The 16320-nt window shown below is 35.8% G+C and carries 18 protein-coding genes; 14 read left to right on the top strand and 4 right to left on the bottom strand.

Annotated features, from left to right (window positions below):
* On the bottom strand, positions 1-181 hold a 181-nt coding region (locus ES677_RS14300), incomplete at its 3' end, for a transposase (RefSeq protein WP_148380285.1).
* Positions 182-795: 614 nt separating this feature from the next.
* Between ES677_RS14300 and ES677_RS14295 the strand changes: the two genes are divergently transcribed.
* The 10 genes from ES677_RS14295 to lspA all read left to right on the top strand — a co-directional run bounded on the left by ES677_RS14295 (position 796) and on the right by lspA (position 11029).
* Positions 796-1515 carry a hypothetical protein gene (locus ES677_RS14295; protein ID WP_148381601.1) on the top strand — a complete coding sequence of 240 codons (720 nt, stop codon included), beginning with the start codon at positions 796-798 and terminating at the stop codon, positions 1513-1515.
* 174 nt (positions 1516-1689) lie between these two features.
* Positions 1690-2436: an electron transfer flavoprotein subunit beta/FixA family protein gene (locus ES677_RS14290; RefSeq protein ID WP_148370068.1), complete on the top strand. Its 747-nt coding sequence runs from the start codon at positions 1690-1692 to the stop codon at positions 2434-2436.
* A gap of 98 nt (positions 2437-2534) precedes the next feature.
* The gene (locus ES677_RS14285; protein ID WP_148381600.1) at positions 2535-3497 is read left to right on the top strand and encodes an electron transfer flavoprotein subunit alpha/FixB family protein; all 963 of its coding nucleotides are present in this window, start codon (positions 2535-2537) and stop codon (positions 3495-3497) included.
* Between the two features lie 157 nt (positions 3498-3654).
* Positions 3655-4269, top strand: a complete 615-nt coding sequence (locus tag ES677_RS14280) for a bifunctional nuclease family protein (RefSeq protein WP_148370070.1) — start codon at positions 3655-3657, stop codon at positions 4267-4269.
* 9 nt (positions 4270-4278) lie between these two features.
* Positions 4279-5997 carry a NupC/NupG family nucleoside CNT transporter gene (locus tag ES677_RS14275; protein ID WP_148381599.1) on the top strand — a complete coding sequence of 573 codons (1719 nt, stop codon included), beginning with the start codon at positions 4279-4281 and terminating at the stop codon, positions 5995-5997.
* Positions 5998-6131: 134 nt separating this feature from the next.
* Positions 6132-6956 (top strand): thymidylate synthase, encoded by an 825-nt coding sequence (locus ES677_RS14270; RefSeq protein WP_148381602.1) that lies wholly within the window; start codon positions 6132-6134, stop codon positions 6954-6956.
* 71 nt (positions 6957-7027) lie between these two features.
* On the top strand, positions 7028-7942 hold the full coding sequence (locus ES677_RS14265) for a dihydrofolate reductase (RefSeq protein WP_148381598.1): 915 nt from the start codon (positions 7028-7030) through the stop codon (positions 7940-7942).
* A 65-nt stretch (positions 7943-8007) separates the two neighbouring features.
* Positions 8008-9564, top strand: coding sequence for an NAD(P)/FAD-dependent oxidoreductase (locus ES677_RS14260; protein ID WP_148381597.1), 1557 nt, complete (start codon positions 8008-8010; stop codon positions 9562-9564).
* A gap of 81 nt (positions 9565-9645) precedes the next feature.
* Positions 9646-10539 carry an ACP S-malonyltransferase gene (gene fabD / locus ES677_RS14255; protein WP_148370074.1) on the top strand — a complete coding sequence of 298 codons (894 nt, stop codon included), beginning with the start codon at positions 9646-9648 and terminating at the stop codon, positions 10537-10539.
* 1 nt (position 10540) lies between these two features.
* Positions 10541-11029, top strand: a complete 489-nt coding sequence (gene lspA, locus ES677_RS14250) for a signal peptidase II (RefSeq protein WP_148370075.1) — start codon at positions 10541-10543, stop codon at positions 11027-11029.
* A gap of 52 nt (positions 11030-11081) precedes the next feature.
* Here the strand turns inward: lspA and ES677_RS14245 are convergent, their stop codons facing one another.
* The 3 genes from ES677_RS14245 to ES677_RS14235 all read right to left on the bottom strand — a co-directional run bounded on the left by ES677_RS14245 (position 11082) and on the right by ES677_RS14235 (position 13781).
* The gene (locus ES677_RS14245) at positions 11082-11276 is read right to left on the bottom strand and encodes a hypothetical protein (protein ID WP_148370076.1); all 195 of its coding nucleotides are present in this window, start codon (positions 11274-11276) and stop codon (positions 11082-11084) included.
* Between the two features lie 169 nt (positions 11277-11445).
* On the bottom strand, positions 11446-12462 hold the full coding sequence (gene galE / locus ES677_RS14240) for a UDP-glucose 4-epimerase GalE (protein ID WP_148381596.1): 1017 nt from the start codon (positions 12460-12462) through the stop codon (positions 11446-11448).
* A gap of 161 nt (positions 12463-12623) precedes the next feature.
* Positions 12624-13781, bottom strand: a complete 1158-nt coding sequence (locus ES677_RS14235) for a DegT/DnrJ/EryC1/StrS family aminotransferase (RefSeq protein WP_148381595.1) — start codon at positions 13779-13781, stop codon at positions 12624-12626.
* Positions 13782-13807: 26 nt separating this feature from the next.
* Between ES677_RS14235 and ES677_RS14230 the strand changes: the two genes are divergently transcribed.
* From ES677_RS14230 to ES677_RS14215, 4 genes are all read left to right on the top strand, one after another.
* Positions 13808-15109, top strand: a complete 1302-nt coding sequence (locus tag ES677_RS14230) for a 3-deoxy-D-manno-octulosonic acid transferase (protein WP_148381594.1) — start codon at positions 13808-13810, stop codon at positions 15107-15109.
* A gap of 85 nt (positions 15110-15194) precedes the next feature.
* On the top strand, positions 15195-15461 hold the full coding sequence (locus ES677_RS14225; protein ID WP_148370080.1) for a hypothetical protein: 267 nt from the start codon (positions 15195-15197) through the stop codon (positions 15459-15461).
* A gap of 231 nt (positions 15462-15692) precedes the next feature.
* A complete protein-coding gene (locus ES677_RS14220; RefSeq protein ID WP_148381593.1) occupies positions 15693-16061 on the top strand; it encodes a hypothetical protein in 369 nt (122 codons plus the stop codon).
* Between the two features lie 17 nt (positions 16062-16078).
* Positions 16079-16320 (top strand): ISAon1 family transposase N-terminal region protein (locus tag ES677_RS14215; RefSeq protein ID WP_148381592.1); only part of this gene is annotated, 242 nt, incomplete at its 3' end.

The raw sequence follows: 16320 nt of genomic DNA, 5'->3' as shown, positions 1-16320 counted from the left end.
AATTACCATTGCCTGGGAAACTTCCCGATTCAAAAGCTTCAAATTCTTTACGCCACTTGTATAAAAGAGTAACCTTGATACCTAGTTCTCTTGCTAGTTCTGACAGGTTCTTTCTGTCCTTACTTAATTCTACAGCTTGTCGTTTAAAAGCTGGATCATATTTCTTTCGCTCTTGTGTCATAAGTTAAATGTAAGACTTTATGCTTAACTTGTACTGTCCGCTAAATTAGCACATCCAGCTTATCTTTTAACTATCTTGACAGTAAAAGCATAAAAAACATTTATTCTAACAACGCCTTTATAAATATTAATTTTAACGACGAATTTGTCGCTAATCAATCAATAGATAAGTCTTTACAAGAGACAAACTTTCATTTATCCTACACTTTAAACTATAATAAGGTTTCTATAGATTTATACAATAATACATCTTTTACAAGGGATAAGTTAACATCAAACACTAATAATCTTTCTAGCTTTTACAACAGGATATCATTAGACCAATTATTAGCTAAAAATGGTATTGATGCAACCTTTAAAATCTCAAAAACAATAAATTATATCATAGGGGCAAATTACAATTATACAGCAAACACGTATAATACTATAAATAACAACATTAATTACTTAGAATTTAACTCGTCTATTAAATCTGTATTTAACATCAATAATATAGCACAACTATCTTATAAATTTTCAAGCCAAACACCCAATATAGACCATTTAAATGATGGATTTATTATTAAAGATTATCGAAACTTACTTGTAAATAACGATCTTACAATTACAACTCTCTTGCCGTATCATCAAATTAGTGCGAGTCATTTCATTTTTAAACCCAAATTAGAGTTTTCATATATTTTTAATGCTTCCTACACTAGTAAAAATAAGTCTATTGGTAATAATATAATAAACACAGAAAACGTATCTATCTCTACAAATAAAATAATTCGTCAAGATAATATGTTTAATACGTTTATTTTTTTAGACAAAAAACTTAAAAAACTACCATTATCTTTTTCTGGTACTTTATCTTATAACACTAACAAAAAAGAATATTTTCAAGATAATAATCTGTACCATTTCAAGAATGAAAACATATCTAGTATTTTAAAAGTGAAAAGCCAATTTAAGAAAGCTGTTTTCCATTTTGATTTAGGCCTTAAATATTCAAAAGACAACTACACCGATCAAAATAGCAGAACTTACCTTCGTATTACACAGCCTTATTTAAATACAAATGGTAAAATTTCAAAGAGTCTATTTTGGTATTTAAACTCTAGTTTAACCTTTTACAACGGCACTAACTCAACTAGAAAGCTATATGTTATAAGTCCGAAATTAAGGTTTACTAAAGAAAAATCGAAATGGGAAATATATGCAACTGGAAATAACATATTGAATCTAAACCATAAAACTATTCTTGAAAACAACAGCTCACCTAGTTTCTACGAGGAAAAAACAAGCGCTACTCTTTCCGGACATATTCTTTTGGGTGGTAAATTAAAATTTTAACTCTATTATTTTCCTGTAATTATTTAAAATTTGTTATGCACGCATAATAAAAATGTAAAATAAAATAATTAACTTCGTAACCTTAAAGAATATTAAATATAATAAAGCCAGTTAAAAGGGTTTTAGTACCTTATTAACCTAGCAATTGTATCAATTTATAAATAAAACAAGAGAATGAAAATTTTAGTGTGTATTAGCCATGTTCCAGACACCACGTCGAAAATTAATTTTACAGACGGTGATTCTAAATTCGACACCAGCGGTGTACAATTTGTAATTAACCCAAATGATGAGTTTGGTTTAACACGTGCTATGTGGTTTAAGGAAAAACAAGGGGCCAGTGTAGATGTCGTTAATGTGGGTGGCCCAGAAACAGAACCAACATTACGTAAAGCATTAGCTATAGGTGCCGATTCTGCAATTCGTGTAAACACACCTGCAGTAGACGGTTACCAAGTCGCGAAAGAATTAGCTAAAGTAGTAAAAGATGGCGGTTACGATTTAGTTATTGCGGGCCGTGAGTCTATCGATTATAACGGTGCAATGGTGCCAGGAATGTTAGCTGAGTTAACCGATGCTAACTTTGTTACCAATTGTATTAACTTAGAAGTTGATGGTACCAGCGCAACAGCGATTAGAGAAATCGATGGTGGAAAAGAAACGGTTTCAACCGCTTTACCCTTAGTCATTGGTGGACAAAAAGGATTAGTTGAAGAAAGTGATTTACGTATTCCTAATATGAGAGGTATTATGATGGCGCGTAAAAAACCGTTAAATGTGGTTGAAGCAACATCGGCAGAAACAGAAACGTCTTCTGTTAAATTTGAAAAGCCTGTATCAAAAGGAGCGGTAACTTTAGTAGATGCCAATAATTTAGACGAATTAGTAAACTTACTTCATAACGAAGCTAAAGTTATTTAATCCTGTTTTTTCGTTTACAACGAGAGAACACGGTGAGCAATTCATTATAAACACCTCGCAATAGTACTTAGTAGTATTGCGACAAGAAAAATTAAAATATGTCAATTTTAGTATATACAGAATCAGAAAACGGAAAATTTAAGAAAACAGCTTTCGAGGTTGCTTCTTATGCGAAAGCTGTAGCCGACCAATTAGGGACTACAGTAACAGCGGTTGCAGTAAATGCAGACGATGTTTCAGAATTAGGAAAATATGGTGTAGACAAAGTATTAAAAGTGTCTAATACCGATTTAAAAAAATTCAATGCAAAATCTTACGCGTCAGTTTTAAAGCAAGCAGCAGAGAATGAAAGTTCTAAGGTTGTTGTGGTAAGCTCTAGCGCAGACAGTAAATATTTAGCACCACTATTGGCTGTAAATTTAGATGCTGGGTATGCCTCTAACGTTGTCGAAGTGCCTTCAAGCACAGCTCCCTTTACAGTAAAACGTACCGCGTTTACAAACAAGGCCTTTAATCTTACTACCATAGACACTGCTGTAAAATTAGTTGGTGTCTCTAACAATTCTTATGGTTTGGTAGAAAATAGCGGAAGTGCAACTGCCGAAGACTTTTCTCCTTCAATTCCTGCTTCTGGAGTAACAGTAGAGTCAGTGGATAAAGTAACAGATAAAGTAACTATTGCCGATGCTGAGATTGTAGTCTCTGCAGGTCGTGGTTTAAAAGGCCCTGAAAACTGGGGAATGATTGAAGAATTAGCAGACGTTTTAGGAGCAGCTACAGCATGTTCTAAACCTGTAAGTGATTTGGGTTGGAGACCACACGGTGAACACGTAGGGCAAACAGGAAAACCTGTAGCGGCAAACTTATACATTGCCATAGGTATTTCTGGAGCCATCCAGCATTTAGCTGGTATTAATGCCTCTAAAGTAAAAGTAGTTATAAACACAGACCCAGAAGCTCCTTTCTTTAAGGCCGCAGATTATGGTGTTGTTGGTGATGCTTTTGAAGTCGTACCCGCACTAATAGAAAAATTAAAAGCTTTTAAAGCCGCAAACGCTTAAATTATTGAAATTTAAGTTCTTAAATAAGAACTGTTTAAATTAGAGTTTTCAAATTATAGATTTCTGTAATATGAAAAATCAACACTAAAATTTACAATTATAAGTTTTGGAGTTGGTATTCTCCCAATTTAAACAGTTCTTTGTTTTTTATAAAATTATGAGTTTAGTTCGACTAAATATAAAAGGAATATCTTATAGCCAAACCCAAAATGGCGCTTACGCCCTTATACTAAACGAAGTCGATGGAGACAGAAAACTTCCCATAGTTATTGGCGCTTTCGAAGCACAATCTATCGCTATCGCTTTAGAAAAAGAAATAACCCCCCCAAGACCACTTACTCACGATCTCTTTAAAAACTTTGCAGACCGTTTTGATATTGTTATAAAACAAGTCATAATTCATAAACTCGTGGATGGCGTTTTTTACTCTAGTTTAGTATGCGAACGCGATAAAATAGAGGAAATTATAGACACCCGAACGAGCGATGCTATCGCCTTGGCCTTACGTTTTAAAGCGCCTATTTTTACTTATAAAAATATTCTAGATAAAGCTGGAATCTTCTTAAAAGTCGACTTAGACGAAGAAGAGCATGACGAGGACAGTATTCTTATTGACGGTGTTTTAAACGAAGATATAGATATCTCTGCAACGACAGAGGACGATTACAAATCATATTCCCTAGGAGATTTGCAAAATCTGTTAACCGAAGCTGTTAATAATGAAGATTATGAAAAAGCCGCTAAACTAAGAGACGAGATTTCTAAACGATAAGACTTTATTATGAAATACTTTTTTTTAGCTTTAATAGCTATATTTTTTGGGCTCAATACTTTAGTAGCGCAAGACATCAATAAAACGTGGGAAATACAATCCCTACAAAACCAAGCCGGCGAAGATGTTATTTCTGTTTCAGATACCGATAAACTTACTCTTAATAATGGCGAATTTGAATTCTCTATTATAGACAGCAACGTAAACGCTACCGGTGATTATATCTATCAACATAATTTACTTGTTTTTTACTTTAACAAACCCTCAGATTCTATACAGAAGTATAAAATCTCAAAACTTACAGACTCTACTTTAGTCTTTAAAGAAAAAGACATTACCTACAGCTTTAAAACGCCAATTACTTTAAAAAAAGCAATGACTGCTTTAGCAGAAACGGGAGAAAAAGAAGGCATTGTTAGCAGCCAAGGTATCACTATTACTAGCTTGTGGCGTGGTCTGTTAGGAATGGTATCATTAATTTTTATTGCTTTCTTATTTAGTAATAACCGTAAAGCAATCGATTGGAAAATTGTGGGTATAGGACTCCTTTTTCAGCTTATTATTGCGGTAGGTGTCTTAAAAGTACCATTTGTAAAAAGTATTTTCGAATTTATTGGCAGCCTGTTTATTAGTGTGCTAGATTTTACACGTGCAGGGAGTAAGTTTCTATTCGATGGTTTAGTAATGGATATGGATACTTTCGGCTTTATATTCGCCTTCCAAGTACTACCAACTATAATATTCTTTTCGGCATTAACCTCACTTCTTTACTATTTAGGAATTATTCAAAAAGTAGTAAAAGGAATGGCGTGGGCGCTATCCAAAGTACTTAAAATTTCTGGCGCTGAAAGTTTAAGTGTTGCCGGAAATATTTTCTTAGGACAGACTGAAGCTCCACTCCTTATTAAAGCCTATCTAGAAAAAATGAATAAGTCTGAAATCCTTTTAGTAATGATTGGAGGTATGGCTACCGTTGCCGGAGCTGTATTAGCGGCTTATATTGGTTTTTTAGGAGGTGAAGATGAAGCTCTGCGTTTGTTTTATGCAAAACACCTTTTGGCAGCCTCCGTAATGGCGGCACCTGGCGCTATTGTCATTTCAAAAATTCTTTACCCGCAAACTGAAGTTATTGATAAAGACGTTAATGTATCGCAAGATAAAATAGGCTCTAATATCTTAGATGCCATTGCCAATGGTACAACTGAAGGTTTAAAACTGGCCGTAAACGTCGGTGCAATGTTGTTAGTTTTCGTGGCCTTTATAGCGATGTTAAACGGTATTTTAGGTTGGGCTGGAGAAGTTACAACGTTGAATAATTGGGTGGAAAATAACACGCCGTACCCTAAAGTTTCTTTAGAATTAATTTTAGGATATGTTTTCGCTCCTTTAATGTGGTTAATGGGGGTTGCTCGAGAAGATATGGCACTTATGGGACAGCTTTTAGGTATTAAATTGGCGGCCAGCGAGTTTATTGGTTATATTCAATTAGCCGAATTAAAAAACGTCGCTAATGTTACGCACTTAAAATTCGAAAAATCTATTATTATGGCCACGTATATGCTTTGTGGTTTTGCCAACTTTGCTTCTATTGGTATTCAGATCGGAGGCATAGGATCTTTAGCTCCTGGACAACGCAAAACATTGTCAAAGTTTGGTATGAAAGCCTTACTTGGAGGGACCATCGCTTCATTAATTTCAGCAACTATTGCAGGTATGATTATTGGGTAATAAACGGCATTAAAAGAAATAAATCTTACTATAAAGAAAGCGTCAATCAAAATCTAATTAGAAACTTTTTTTTACTTTTGATACCAATCAAAGGACAATTAGAAACGCAATTATCGCTTTCGAACACTATTAATATGAAACAATATCACGACTTAGTAAAACACGTATTAGAAAATGGAAACGACAAAGAAGACCGCACAGGAACAGGCACCAAAAGTGTCTTTGGTTACCAAATGCGTTTTGATTTGAGCGAAGGCTTCCCGATGGTTACCACCAAGAAACTCCACCTAAAATCTATTATCTACGAGCTTCTATGGTTTTTAAAAGGCGATACAAATATTAAGTATTTAAATGATAACGGCGTTCGTATTTGGAATGAATGGGCAGACGAAAATGGCGATTTAGGTCCGGTTTACGGACACCAATGGAGAAACTGGAATAACGACGAGATCGATCAAATCGCAGATGTTATTCTGGAGCTTAAAAGCAACCCAAATAGTAGACGAATGTTAGTCTCTGCTTGGAATCCTTCAGTGTTACCAGACGCCTCTAAATCGTTTAGCGAGAATGTAGCCAACGGTAAAGCAGCATTACCACCGTGCCACACGTTCTTTCAGTTTTATGTTGCCGACGGTAAATTGTCTTGCCAATTGTACCAACGTAGTGCCGATATTTTTTTAGGCGTGCCTTTTAATATTGGCTCTTATGCCCTATTTACTATGATGATGGCTCAGGTTTGTGGTTACGAACCGGGTGATTTTATTCATACATTCGGAGACGCGCATATTTACAATAATCATAAAGAGCAATTAGAGTTGCAATTGTCTCGCGCACCTAAACGCCTACCAAAAATGAAATTAAACCCAGAGGTTAAAGATATATTTGCTTTTACGTTTGAAGATTTTACCCTAGAAAATTACGATCCCCATCCACATATTAAAGGAAAAGTAGCCATTTAATTTTATTTATTAAGGTAATAGATTTCTCTTTTTAAAATAGTAACTTTACTCTATTAATTAGCACTATACTTATGTTTGGAAAGAAAACACAAAAATCTCAAATTGATAAAGATCAATTAGAACTTATAGAAAATGCGCAACGTCGCGTAAAGCAAAAAAAACGATTATACATTCACTTTGTTGTTTTTTTAATTGGTGCTGTATTTTTAGTTTTAGCAAATACGGTTTTAGGTATTGGTGACGCCGTAAGATTTTTTAATATCGACTGGTTTGTATTTGCCATATTTATTTGGTTATTCTTTTTTCTGTATCACGCATTCAATGTTTTTGTGACGCATAAATTTATGGGTGACGCTTGGGAGAAAGCGCTATTAGATAAATTAGTAGGAGAGCAGAAATTGCGTATCGAAAAACTAAAACATCAGGTTGAAAAGGAGGCACCACAACAAGTTAAGATAGCGCCATCGAATACAGCCCTCTCTCCAAATAATAACACTAACAATCTTACCATTATTGTCGCTGCTTCAGAAAACAATGCCATTGGAAAAGACAACGGTTTAATTTGGCATTTAAGTGATGACTTAAAACGTTTCAAATCGCTTACTTCGGGTCATCATATTATTATGGGGCGCAAAACCTTCGAAAGTTTCCCGAAGCCACTTCCTAATAGAACCCATGTTATTGTAACAAGACAAGACAATTACCCAGTACCCGTAGGCGTTATTGTTGTAAATTCTATCGAAAAAGCAATCGAAATAAGTAAAAACGATAACCAACCTTTTATAATTGGCGGTGGCGAAATTTACAAGCAAGCCCTGCCGTATGTAAATACTATCGAGATTACGCGTGTACACGACACCTTTGATGCCGATACCTTTTTTCCTGAAATTGATACGACCGCTTGGAAAGAAACACATCATATTTTCCACGGAAAAGATAGCAATAACAATCACGATTTCACTTTCTTAACGTATATTAAACGGTAACTACAATCGGTAATAAAATTGCGATTTTAGAAAATAAGTCAGCCAATTTTAATTAATTTCGCAGTATGATGCAAGAGATCCAACTTCGTATTTCTCTAAAGGACGAAGAAAAAAACGATATATTACTGCTTAAAGCGGCGCAATATTTAAACATTCCCAAGCAAGATATAACGGGAGTAAAAGTATTACGAAAGTCTATTGATGCAAGAAAACCTAAAATAATATTCAATTATAAAGTCGCTGTTTACATTAAAGAACCGCTACCTAAAACTTCGGAATACGACTTTCATTACCAAGACGTTTCTAAAGCAAAAGCGATTCATATTATTGGCTTCGGCCCCGCAGGAATGTACGCTGCGCTGCGTTGTATAGAATTAGGTTATAAACCTATTGTTTTAGAACGCGGCAAAAATGTAAAAGATAGACGTCGCGATTTAAAAGCGATTAATCAGGATCATTTTGTAAACGAAGATTCCAATTACTGTTTTGGCGAAGGTGGTGCAGGAACCTACAGCGACGGTAAATTATATACTAGAAGTTTAAAACGTGGCGATGTGCGCCGTATTTTTGAAAACTTGGTGTATCACGGTGCTAACGAACAAATTTTAGCAGATGCACATCCGCATATAGGAACTAATAAACTCCCTAAAATTATTCAAAATATACGTGAAAACATCATCAAATATGGTGGTGAAGTTCATTTTGAAACGCGAGTAGTAGATTTTAGTATCAAAAACAATAAAATTGAAGCCCTTCAACTTAAAAACGGTGATGAAGTAATAACCGATCGTGTTATTTTAGCGACGGGTCATTCGGCCCGCGATATTTTCTATCTTTTAAATAAAAAGCATATTGCTATCGATTCAAAATCGTTTGCAATGGGCGTTCGTGTAGAGCATCCACAACATATTATAGACAGTATTCAATACCACTGTTCTGGAGAGCGTCACGAATTATTACCGCCGGCTGCTTACAGTTTAGTGCAACAAGTTAACGATCGCGGTGTGTACTCGTTTTGTATGTGCCCTGGCGGATTTATTGTGCCTGCAGCAACGGCTAATGGCGAGGTGGTTGTAAACGGAATGTCGCCATCTAAGCGAAATAATAAATTTGCGAATTCCGGTATTGTTGTTGAAATTAATGCTGATAATGATTTACGTAAATATGAGAAATTTGGAGCTTTAAAAGGCTTAGAATTTCAAAAAGAGTTAGAACGTTTAGCGTTTACCGCAGGCGGAAGATCTCAAGCAGCACCGGCACAACGCTTAACCGATTTTGTAGAAGGTAATTTATCGGCAACCTTAAATGAAACCTCGTATCAACCCGGTTTACAGTCCGCACCTTTACACTCTTTATTACCCAAACTAATAGGAAGTAGATTGCGTAAAGGATTTGAATCTTTCGGACAAAAAATGAAAGGCTACTATACCGAAGAAGCCAATGTTATTGGTGTCGAATCTAGAACCTCATCACCAGTAAGCATCCCTAGAACCGATACTTTAGAACATACTCAAATTAAAAACTTATATCCTTGCGGTGAAGGAGGCGGTTACGCCGGTGGCATTGTAAGTGCCGCAATGGATGGCGAACGCTGTGCTGAAGCCGCTATTGTTGGTTTATAAATACTAAGAACAGACTGCAACATACAAACTTAATACTATTAAATATTATTCTTATTTTTGCAGCATAAAAAACGAAACGAAATGAACGCATATATATTTCCTGGTCAAGGAGCGCAATTCTCAGGAATGGGTTTAGACTTATACGAAAACTCTCCGCTAGCACAAGAGTTATTTAACAAAGCAAATAGCCTTTTAGGTTTTGCAATTACCGACATTATGTTTAAAGGTTCCGCAGATGCTTTAAAAGAAACAAAAGTAACACAACCTGCTATTTTCTTACATTCGGTAATTCTTGCAAAAACTTTAGGTGATGCCTTTAAACCAGATATGGTTGCAGGGCATTCTCTAGGAGAATTTTCTGCTCTTGTTGCAAATGGCGTATTAAGCTTTGAGGCCGGACTAAAACTAGTCTCTCAACGAGCTTTAGCGATGCAAAAAGCGTGCGAATTGCAACCAAGTACGATGGCTGCTGTTTTAGGTTTAGAAGATGCTTTAGTGGAAGACATTTGTGGTAAAACGGAAGGTATCGTGGTAGCCGCAAATTATAACTGCCCAGGACAATTAGTGATTTCTGGAGAAATTGAGGCCATCAACACCGCTTGCGAAGCGTTAAAAGCAGCTGGCGCACGTCGTGCATTAGTTTTACCTGTTGGTGGCGCGTTTCACTCACCTTTAATGGAGCCTGCTCGTGAAGAACTTGCTGCGGCCATAGAAAACACAACGTTCAACAAACCGAAGTGCCCCATTTACCAAAACGTAACGGCAAGTGCTGTAATAAATGAAGCAGAAATTAAAGCCAATTTAATGAAGCAATTAACAGCTCCTGTGCGTTGGACGCAATCTGTACAACAAATGATTACGGACGGCGCTTCACTATTTACAGAAGTAGGCCCAGGGAAAGTATTACAAGGTTTAGTTAAAAAGATAAATAAAGAAGCACAAACGGCTTCGGCAATATGTAGTAGCGAAGCTTAATATGAAAAACATTACACGTACATTTTTAATTTTAGGATTGATTATTTTGAACATTGCTGTAGACCAAATTTCTAAATTTTGGATTAGAGACAGCGTTGTGCCAGGAAGTGAATCTGAAATTTTAGGCGATTATTTAACATTACATAATGTTGAAAACACGGGTGCCTTTTTAGGAATGGGAAGTGATTTTAGTCCGACACTTAAGATTTTATTACTTAATGTTTTACCCGTCGCAGTTTTAGCATTAGTACTGTTTCATATTTTTAGAGATAAAACCTTAGATCGAAAATCGTTGGTGGGGTTCTCGTTTATAATTGGCGGCGGAATGGCAAATATTTACGACAGAATTCTCTATGGATCGGTAACCGATTTTTTACATATAGATTTAGGTGGCGTTTTTAGAACCGGAATTTTCAACTTTGCAGATGTCTCTGTAATGGTTGGAATGGGACTGCTTCTACTCTCGAATCTTAAGAAGAAAAAAGCATAAAAAAAAGCTTCAGTTTAATTAAACTGAAGCTTTTTTTATAATTGTTTGATATTTATTTCGCTAAGTTACATTCTTGGCAATCTTTCACTTTACCGTAATACGTTTCTCTGTATTTGTGTAACGTTTTTAACGGAATAATCCCTAGAAATATAGTTTTTATGTACGTTACTTTGGCTTGGACGCGGCCCATTTTTGGGGCGAATCGGTTTTCTAATTTTGTTGTTCTCTTGATCTGTATCAGTCTCATAATTCTATCGCATTAAGCCACAAAGTAACAAAAATTTATGACAAACACAAAGAATAAAGGTGTAATTCGTTGCAAATCACCAAATTAATAGGAATATCGTAAAATTAGAGCACTATAACTATTAATATGATGTACCGAATACGTTGTAATTTACGAATTACAAGACGTCTTATTTAAGTTGCTGTTGCCATTTCCAAGCGGAGCGCATAGCGTCGTCTAACGACGATTGTGCCGTCCATTTTAACACGTCTTTCGCCTTTGTGGTATTCGCATAAGCGGCCACCACATCGCCTTCGCGTTTATCGACAATCTTATAATTTAGGGACTGATTGGATACCCTCTCGAAAGATTTAATCACCTCTAAAACCGAACTTCCTTGACCTGTTCCCAAATTGAAGACTTCGTAATTAGTTGTGTTTTCACCATCGATTAACCGTTTTAAAGCAATAACGTGTGCTTTTGCTAAATCGACGACATGAATGTAATCGCGAATGCAAGTACCGTCTTGGGTAGCGTAAGTATCACCGAACACAGACAATTGCTCGCGTATACCCGCACCTGTTTGCATAATAAATGGGACTAAATTTTGCGGCACACCTAGTGGTAATTCACCAATTTTTGCTGATTCGTGGGATCCGATAGGGTTAAAATAGCGAAGCGCAATAGCATTGAAATTAGTATTTGCTTTACACACATCGCTAATAATATCCTCCCCTATTTGTTTTGTGTTTCCATAGGGTGATAAAGCGGGTTGTATTGGAGACGTTTCAGATATAGGTAAAGCTTTTGCTTCTCCGTACACCGTGCACGATGAGCTAAAAATAAATGGAGCGTGGGCTAATTGAGTTGTATTTTGTAACATATACACCAAAGTATTGATGTTATTTTCGTAATATAAAAGAGGTTCGTTTACACTTTCGCCAACGGCTTTACTTGCCGCGAAGTGAATAACTCCAGCGATATCATTGTGACCTTTAAAAAAAGCCTCTACATCGGCCTTTTGTTTTAAATCTGTATTGTAAAAAGTTGGAATTTGACCTGTAATTGAAACAATACCGTCTAAAACAGAGATAGTGGAATTAGATAAATTATCGATTATTATAACTTCGAATCCTGAGTTTTGAAGTTCTACTACGGTGTGGGATCCTATAAAACCTAGGCCCCCGGTGACTACTATCTTTTTCATTTGGAATGGTGCTTTTTAAGCTGTACTGTGACTTTTGCGAGAGGGATTGAGGTTTTGTGGGAGCTCTTTTTTGTAGTTTACTTTATTGGAAACCAGAAAAAAAGCGACTACCGAAAACCTGACTTTAATTGTAATTGATAAATTACGACTAAAGGCTTGCCCTAATTAATTTTAACGAAATCGATTAGTGTTTTCGTGATAAAGTCAATTTGATCTGGCTCTAACTCGGTGTGCATTGGTAACGAAATCACTTCTTTTATTAATTGATTGGTTACGGTAAAATCGGCTTCGTTATAACGCGTGTCTGCATACGCCTTTTGCCTGTGCAGTGGAATTGGATAATACACACCACACGGGATATTGTTCGCTTGCAAGTGTGCCACCAATGCATCTCTATCTACTCCTTTTATTTTTAAAGTATATTGATGGAAAACATGGCAATCGCAAGTTTCACAGATACCTTCGCAATTATTTATAGTTACTGGTGTAATGATATTATCGATAGGCTCAAACGCTTGACTATAGCGTCTCGCCGACTGTTGTCTTGACTTATTATATCTATCTAAATACGGTAATTTGGCATCTAAAACGGCCGCCTGAATAGAATCTAATCTCGAATTTACCCCAACAACGTCGTGGTGATAACGCTCGTACATACCGTGGTTTACAATACCGCGAATGGTATGTGCTAGATTATCGTCGTTAGTGAAAATTGCACCACCATCGCCGTAAGCACCAAGGTTTTTTGAAGGAAAAAATGAAGTAGATGCGACGTGACCTATAGTTCCTGCTTTAGCTTTTGTTCCGTCTTTAAAAGTATACGTTGCTCCAATAGCTTGTGCATTATCTTCTATAACATACAAATTGTGTGCTTTTGCAATTTCCATTAAAGCCTCCATATTGGCACACTGACCAAATAGATGTACCGGCACAATGGCTTTTGTGTTGGGAGTAATCGCTTTTTTTACAGCTTCGATATCTATATTAAAGGTCTCTGGATCGACATCGACTAAAACAGGAGTTAAGTTTAATAAAGCAATAACCTCTACGGTGGCAGCGAAAGTAAAATCGGCAGTAATAACCTCATCACCCGGTTTTAGACCTAAGCCCATCATTGCAATTTGTAGCGCATCGGTACCGTTTGCACAAGGAATAACGTGTTTTACACCTAAATAGTCCTCTAAGTTTTTTTGAAACTGGTGCACTTTGGGCCCATTTATAAAAGTTGTAGTTTCTATAACTTCGTTTATAGAAGAATTTACAACTTCTTTTATCTCGTTATACTGACCTTTAAGGTCAACCATTTGTATTTTTTTCATAAGTAACGAAATTACAAAATTCTTGAATGTTAAACAATGAATTATGTATTTTAGCACAAACGTTTTTCACCTTGAATTTACTGTATTCCATTTCTATATATTTACTATCTTTTGTTTTAAAGTGTATTGCCCCTTTCAATAAAAAAATTGAGCAAGGCGTTGTAGGCAGGCGACAAACGTTTCACTTATTAGAATCGGCTTTATCTTCTCGCGACAAAACGTTGTGGTTTCACTGTGCTTCTCTAGGCGAATACGAACAGGGTTTACCGGTGTTTAAAGCGCTGCGTAACGATTTTTCCGACCATAAAATAGTACTTTCGTTTTTTTCACCTTCGGGTTATGAAATTAGAAAAAACAGCCCTATTGCCGATGTTGTTGTGTACTTACCGTTAGACACAAAAAGTAATGCGAAACGCTTTTTAGATGTGGTACATCCTGAGATAACCATTTTCGTGAAATACGAGATTTGGCCGAATATTTTAAATACATTGAAAACTCGGGGAGGAAAAGCCCTACTGATTTCGGCTATTTTTAGAGAAAACCAGTCGTTTTTTAAATGGTATGGCACGCAAACCAAAGCAGCGTTGTTTACCTTCGACCATATTTTTACTCAAAACAAAACTTCAAAACAACTTTTAAAACGCATTAATTATACTTCAGTTACCGTTTCCGGCGACACACGTTTTGACCGTGTAACAGACCAACTCTCTCAAAATAATCAGTTAGATTTTATCGAAGAGTTTAAACAGAACGAACTTTGCGTGGTTATTGGAAGTTCTTGGCCAGAAGATGAAGCTTTACTAATTAATTATATTAATACCGAAGCTCGAAAGGATGTTAAGTTTATTATTGCGCCCCATACTATTAAAGAGAGCCAAATAGCTACTATAAAACGACAAATAAATAAACCGACTATTTTATTTTCTGAAAAAGAAAACCAAGTCCTGTCTACATTTAGTGTTCTTGTTTTAGACACCATAGGTTTACTGACTAAAGTATATAGTTACGCTGATATTGCTTACGTTGGAGGTGCTTTAGGCACAACCGGATTACACAATATTTTAGAACCGGCAGTTTTTGGAACCCCCATAATTATAGGTAATCGTTTTGATTCTTTCCCCGAAGCCCACCAAATGCTATCTCATAAAGGCCTTATTTCTATTTCTAACCAGCAAGAATTAAATAAAGCGCTCCATTTATTTATTAATGATAGGGCAGTGAGAGCGAGCTACGGGCAAAATAATTTAAACTTCATTAAAAATAATCGCGGTGCCGTAGTCCAAATACTAGCTTATATACGTAAATACAACATACCATCTACGCATTAATATTTTTGTGTTAATTTTTGTTAAAAAATACATAATTATTAATTGTTAAAATTGTAGATTTACATTAAATTAAAAAACTAAATCAATGAAAAAATTATTATTAAGCGCTGCTTTATTATTAGCTTTAGGCGCTTCATTTACATCTTGTAGAGAAGAAGAGAAAACCGATGCTGAAAACACTATCGAAAATGCAGGTGACGCTATTGAAGACGCTGCTGAAGACACTGAAGAAGCTGTAGAAGATGGCTTTGAAGCTACTGGAGAAGCAATAGACAATGCTATTAATGAAACTAAAGAAGCTGGTGAAGCAATGGGAGACGCTGTTGATGAAGCAACTGATGATAACAAATAGTTAGAAATCTTCTAATAGATAAAAGCTCAATCTTTTAAGATTGGGCTTTTTTTTTGACTTTATTTCACCCCTCCTCCTAAAAATACTTGGATTAGCGCAGAGCTTTTAATCGTTAATTTTAAACCACTATTCTGTTAAGATCTGCCAAAATTTTATACTTAATTTAATAAAACAGATTGTATTATATACATTTCTCATGATATCTTAGATCTTCACAAAAAATGATATATTATGAAAAACCTTAAAATAGTACCCTTTGCAGTAGCCATCGCTTTAGTCGGCTTCACATCTTGCGCAGATGAAAAAAAAGAAAACAACGTCTTTGAAGAAAACAACCTACAAACTAAAACTGAAGTTACGCAGGACGAAGCTAAAACAGTACATGAGGTAAACCAAATGGAAGCTAAAAGAATGGCTAATATGGTAGACGAAAACGTTTTTACCGAATACAAAAGCAGCGGAACCATTACTAGTTGGAAAGCATTTGCCGACTTACACACAGGAATGACCTCTTTGGCAGGAAAAGAATATGCCACTTCAAAAAAAATGGCAGGTAACTTAGGATCAAACGTAAAACTTGGGGAGAAACTTTATCTTTGACAAAAACAGATTAGATCTTGAATATAAAATTAGCACAGTATTTGTTACCGAAAGGCGTATTGGATTATTTTGAAATTGTAGACCATAAATCATCAGAAGGTAAGGTTCATTTTTACCTAGAAGAAAAGAACGTGCTGCCCAAGGAGTACCAATCAGAATTAGCGCAATCCAAAGGCTTCTTGCCTGAGATAACCGTTGAAGATTTCCCTTTAAGAGGCAAATCGGTACTGCTCCATATAAAGCGTAGACGATGGACTCT

Origin of the sequence: Bizionia gelidisalsuginis (assembly GCF_008086185.1) — a bacterium.
Taxonomy (GTDB): Bacteria; Bacteroidota; Bacteroidia; order Flavobacteriales; family Flavobacteriaceae; genus Bizionia; species Bizionia saleffrena.
The sequence above is the reverse complement of the archived record's forward strand: the minus strand, read 5'-3'. Positions and strand labels throughout refer to the sequence as shown.

What these genes read in the sequence shown, in the direction of transcription:
- ES677_RS14280 (WP_148370070.1), top strand. Translation starts at nt 3,655, where the DNA reads ATGAGTTTAGTTCGACTAAATATAAAAGGAATATCTTATAGCCAAACC.
- lspA (WP_148370075.1), top strand. Translation starts at nt 10,541, where the DNA reads ATGAAAAACATTACACGTACATTTTTAATTTTAGGATTGATTATTTTG.
- ES677_RS14285 (WP_148381600.1), top strand. Translation starts at nt 2,535, where the DNA reads ATGTCAATTTTAGTATATACAGAATCAGAAAACGGAAAATTTAAGAAA.
- ES677_RS14245 (WP_148370076.1), bottom strand. Translation starts at nt 11,276, where the DNA reads ATGAGACTGATACAGATCAAGAGAACAACAAAATTAGAAAACCGATTC.
- ES677_RS14230 (WP_148381594.1), top strand. Translation starts at nt 13,808, where the DNA reads ATGTTAAACAATGAATTATGTATTTTAGCACAAACGTTTTTCACCTTG.
- ES677_RS14220 (WP_148381593.1), top strand. Translation starts at nt 15,693, where the DNA reads ATGAAAAACCTTAAAATAGTACCCTTTGCAGTAGCCATCGCTTTAGTC.
- ES677_RS14235 (WP_148381595.1), bottom strand. Translation starts at nt 13,781, where the DNA reads ATGAAAAAAATACAAATGGTTGACCTTAAAGGTCAGTATAACGAGATA.
- ES677_RS14260 (WP_148381597.1), top strand. Translation starts at nt 8,008, where the DNA reads ATGATGCAAGAGATCCAACTTCGTATTTCTCTAAAGGACGAAGAAAAA.
- ES677_RS14225 (WP_148370080.1), top strand. Translation starts at nt 15,195, where the DNA reads ATGAAAAAATTATTATTAAGCGCTGCTTTATTATTAGCTTTAGGCGCT.
- galE (WP_148381596.1), bottom strand. Translation starts at nt 12,462, where the DNA reads ATGAAAAAGATAGTAGTCACCGGGGGCCTAGGTTTTATAGGATCCCAC.
- fabD (WP_148370074.1), top strand. Translation starts at nt 9,646, where the DNA reads ATGAACGCATATATATTTCCTGGTCAAGGAGCGCAATTCTCAGGAATG.
- ES677_RS14290 (WP_148370068.1), top strand. Translation starts at nt 1,690, where the DNA reads ATGAAAATTTTAGTGTGTATTAGCCATGTTCCAGACACCACGTCGAAA.
- ES677_RS14265 (WP_148381598.1), top strand. Translation starts at nt 7,028, where the DNA reads ATGTTTGGAAAGAAAACACAAAAATCTCAAATTGATAAAGATCAATTA.
- ES677_RS14270 (WP_148381602.1), top strand. Translation starts at nt 6,132, where the DNA reads ATGAAACAATATCACGACTTAGTAAAACACGTATTAGAAAATGGAAAC.
- ES677_RS14275 (WP_148381599.1), top strand. Translation starts at nt 4,279, where the DNA reads ATGAAATACTTTTTTTTAGCTTTAATAGCTATATTTTTTGGGCTCAAT.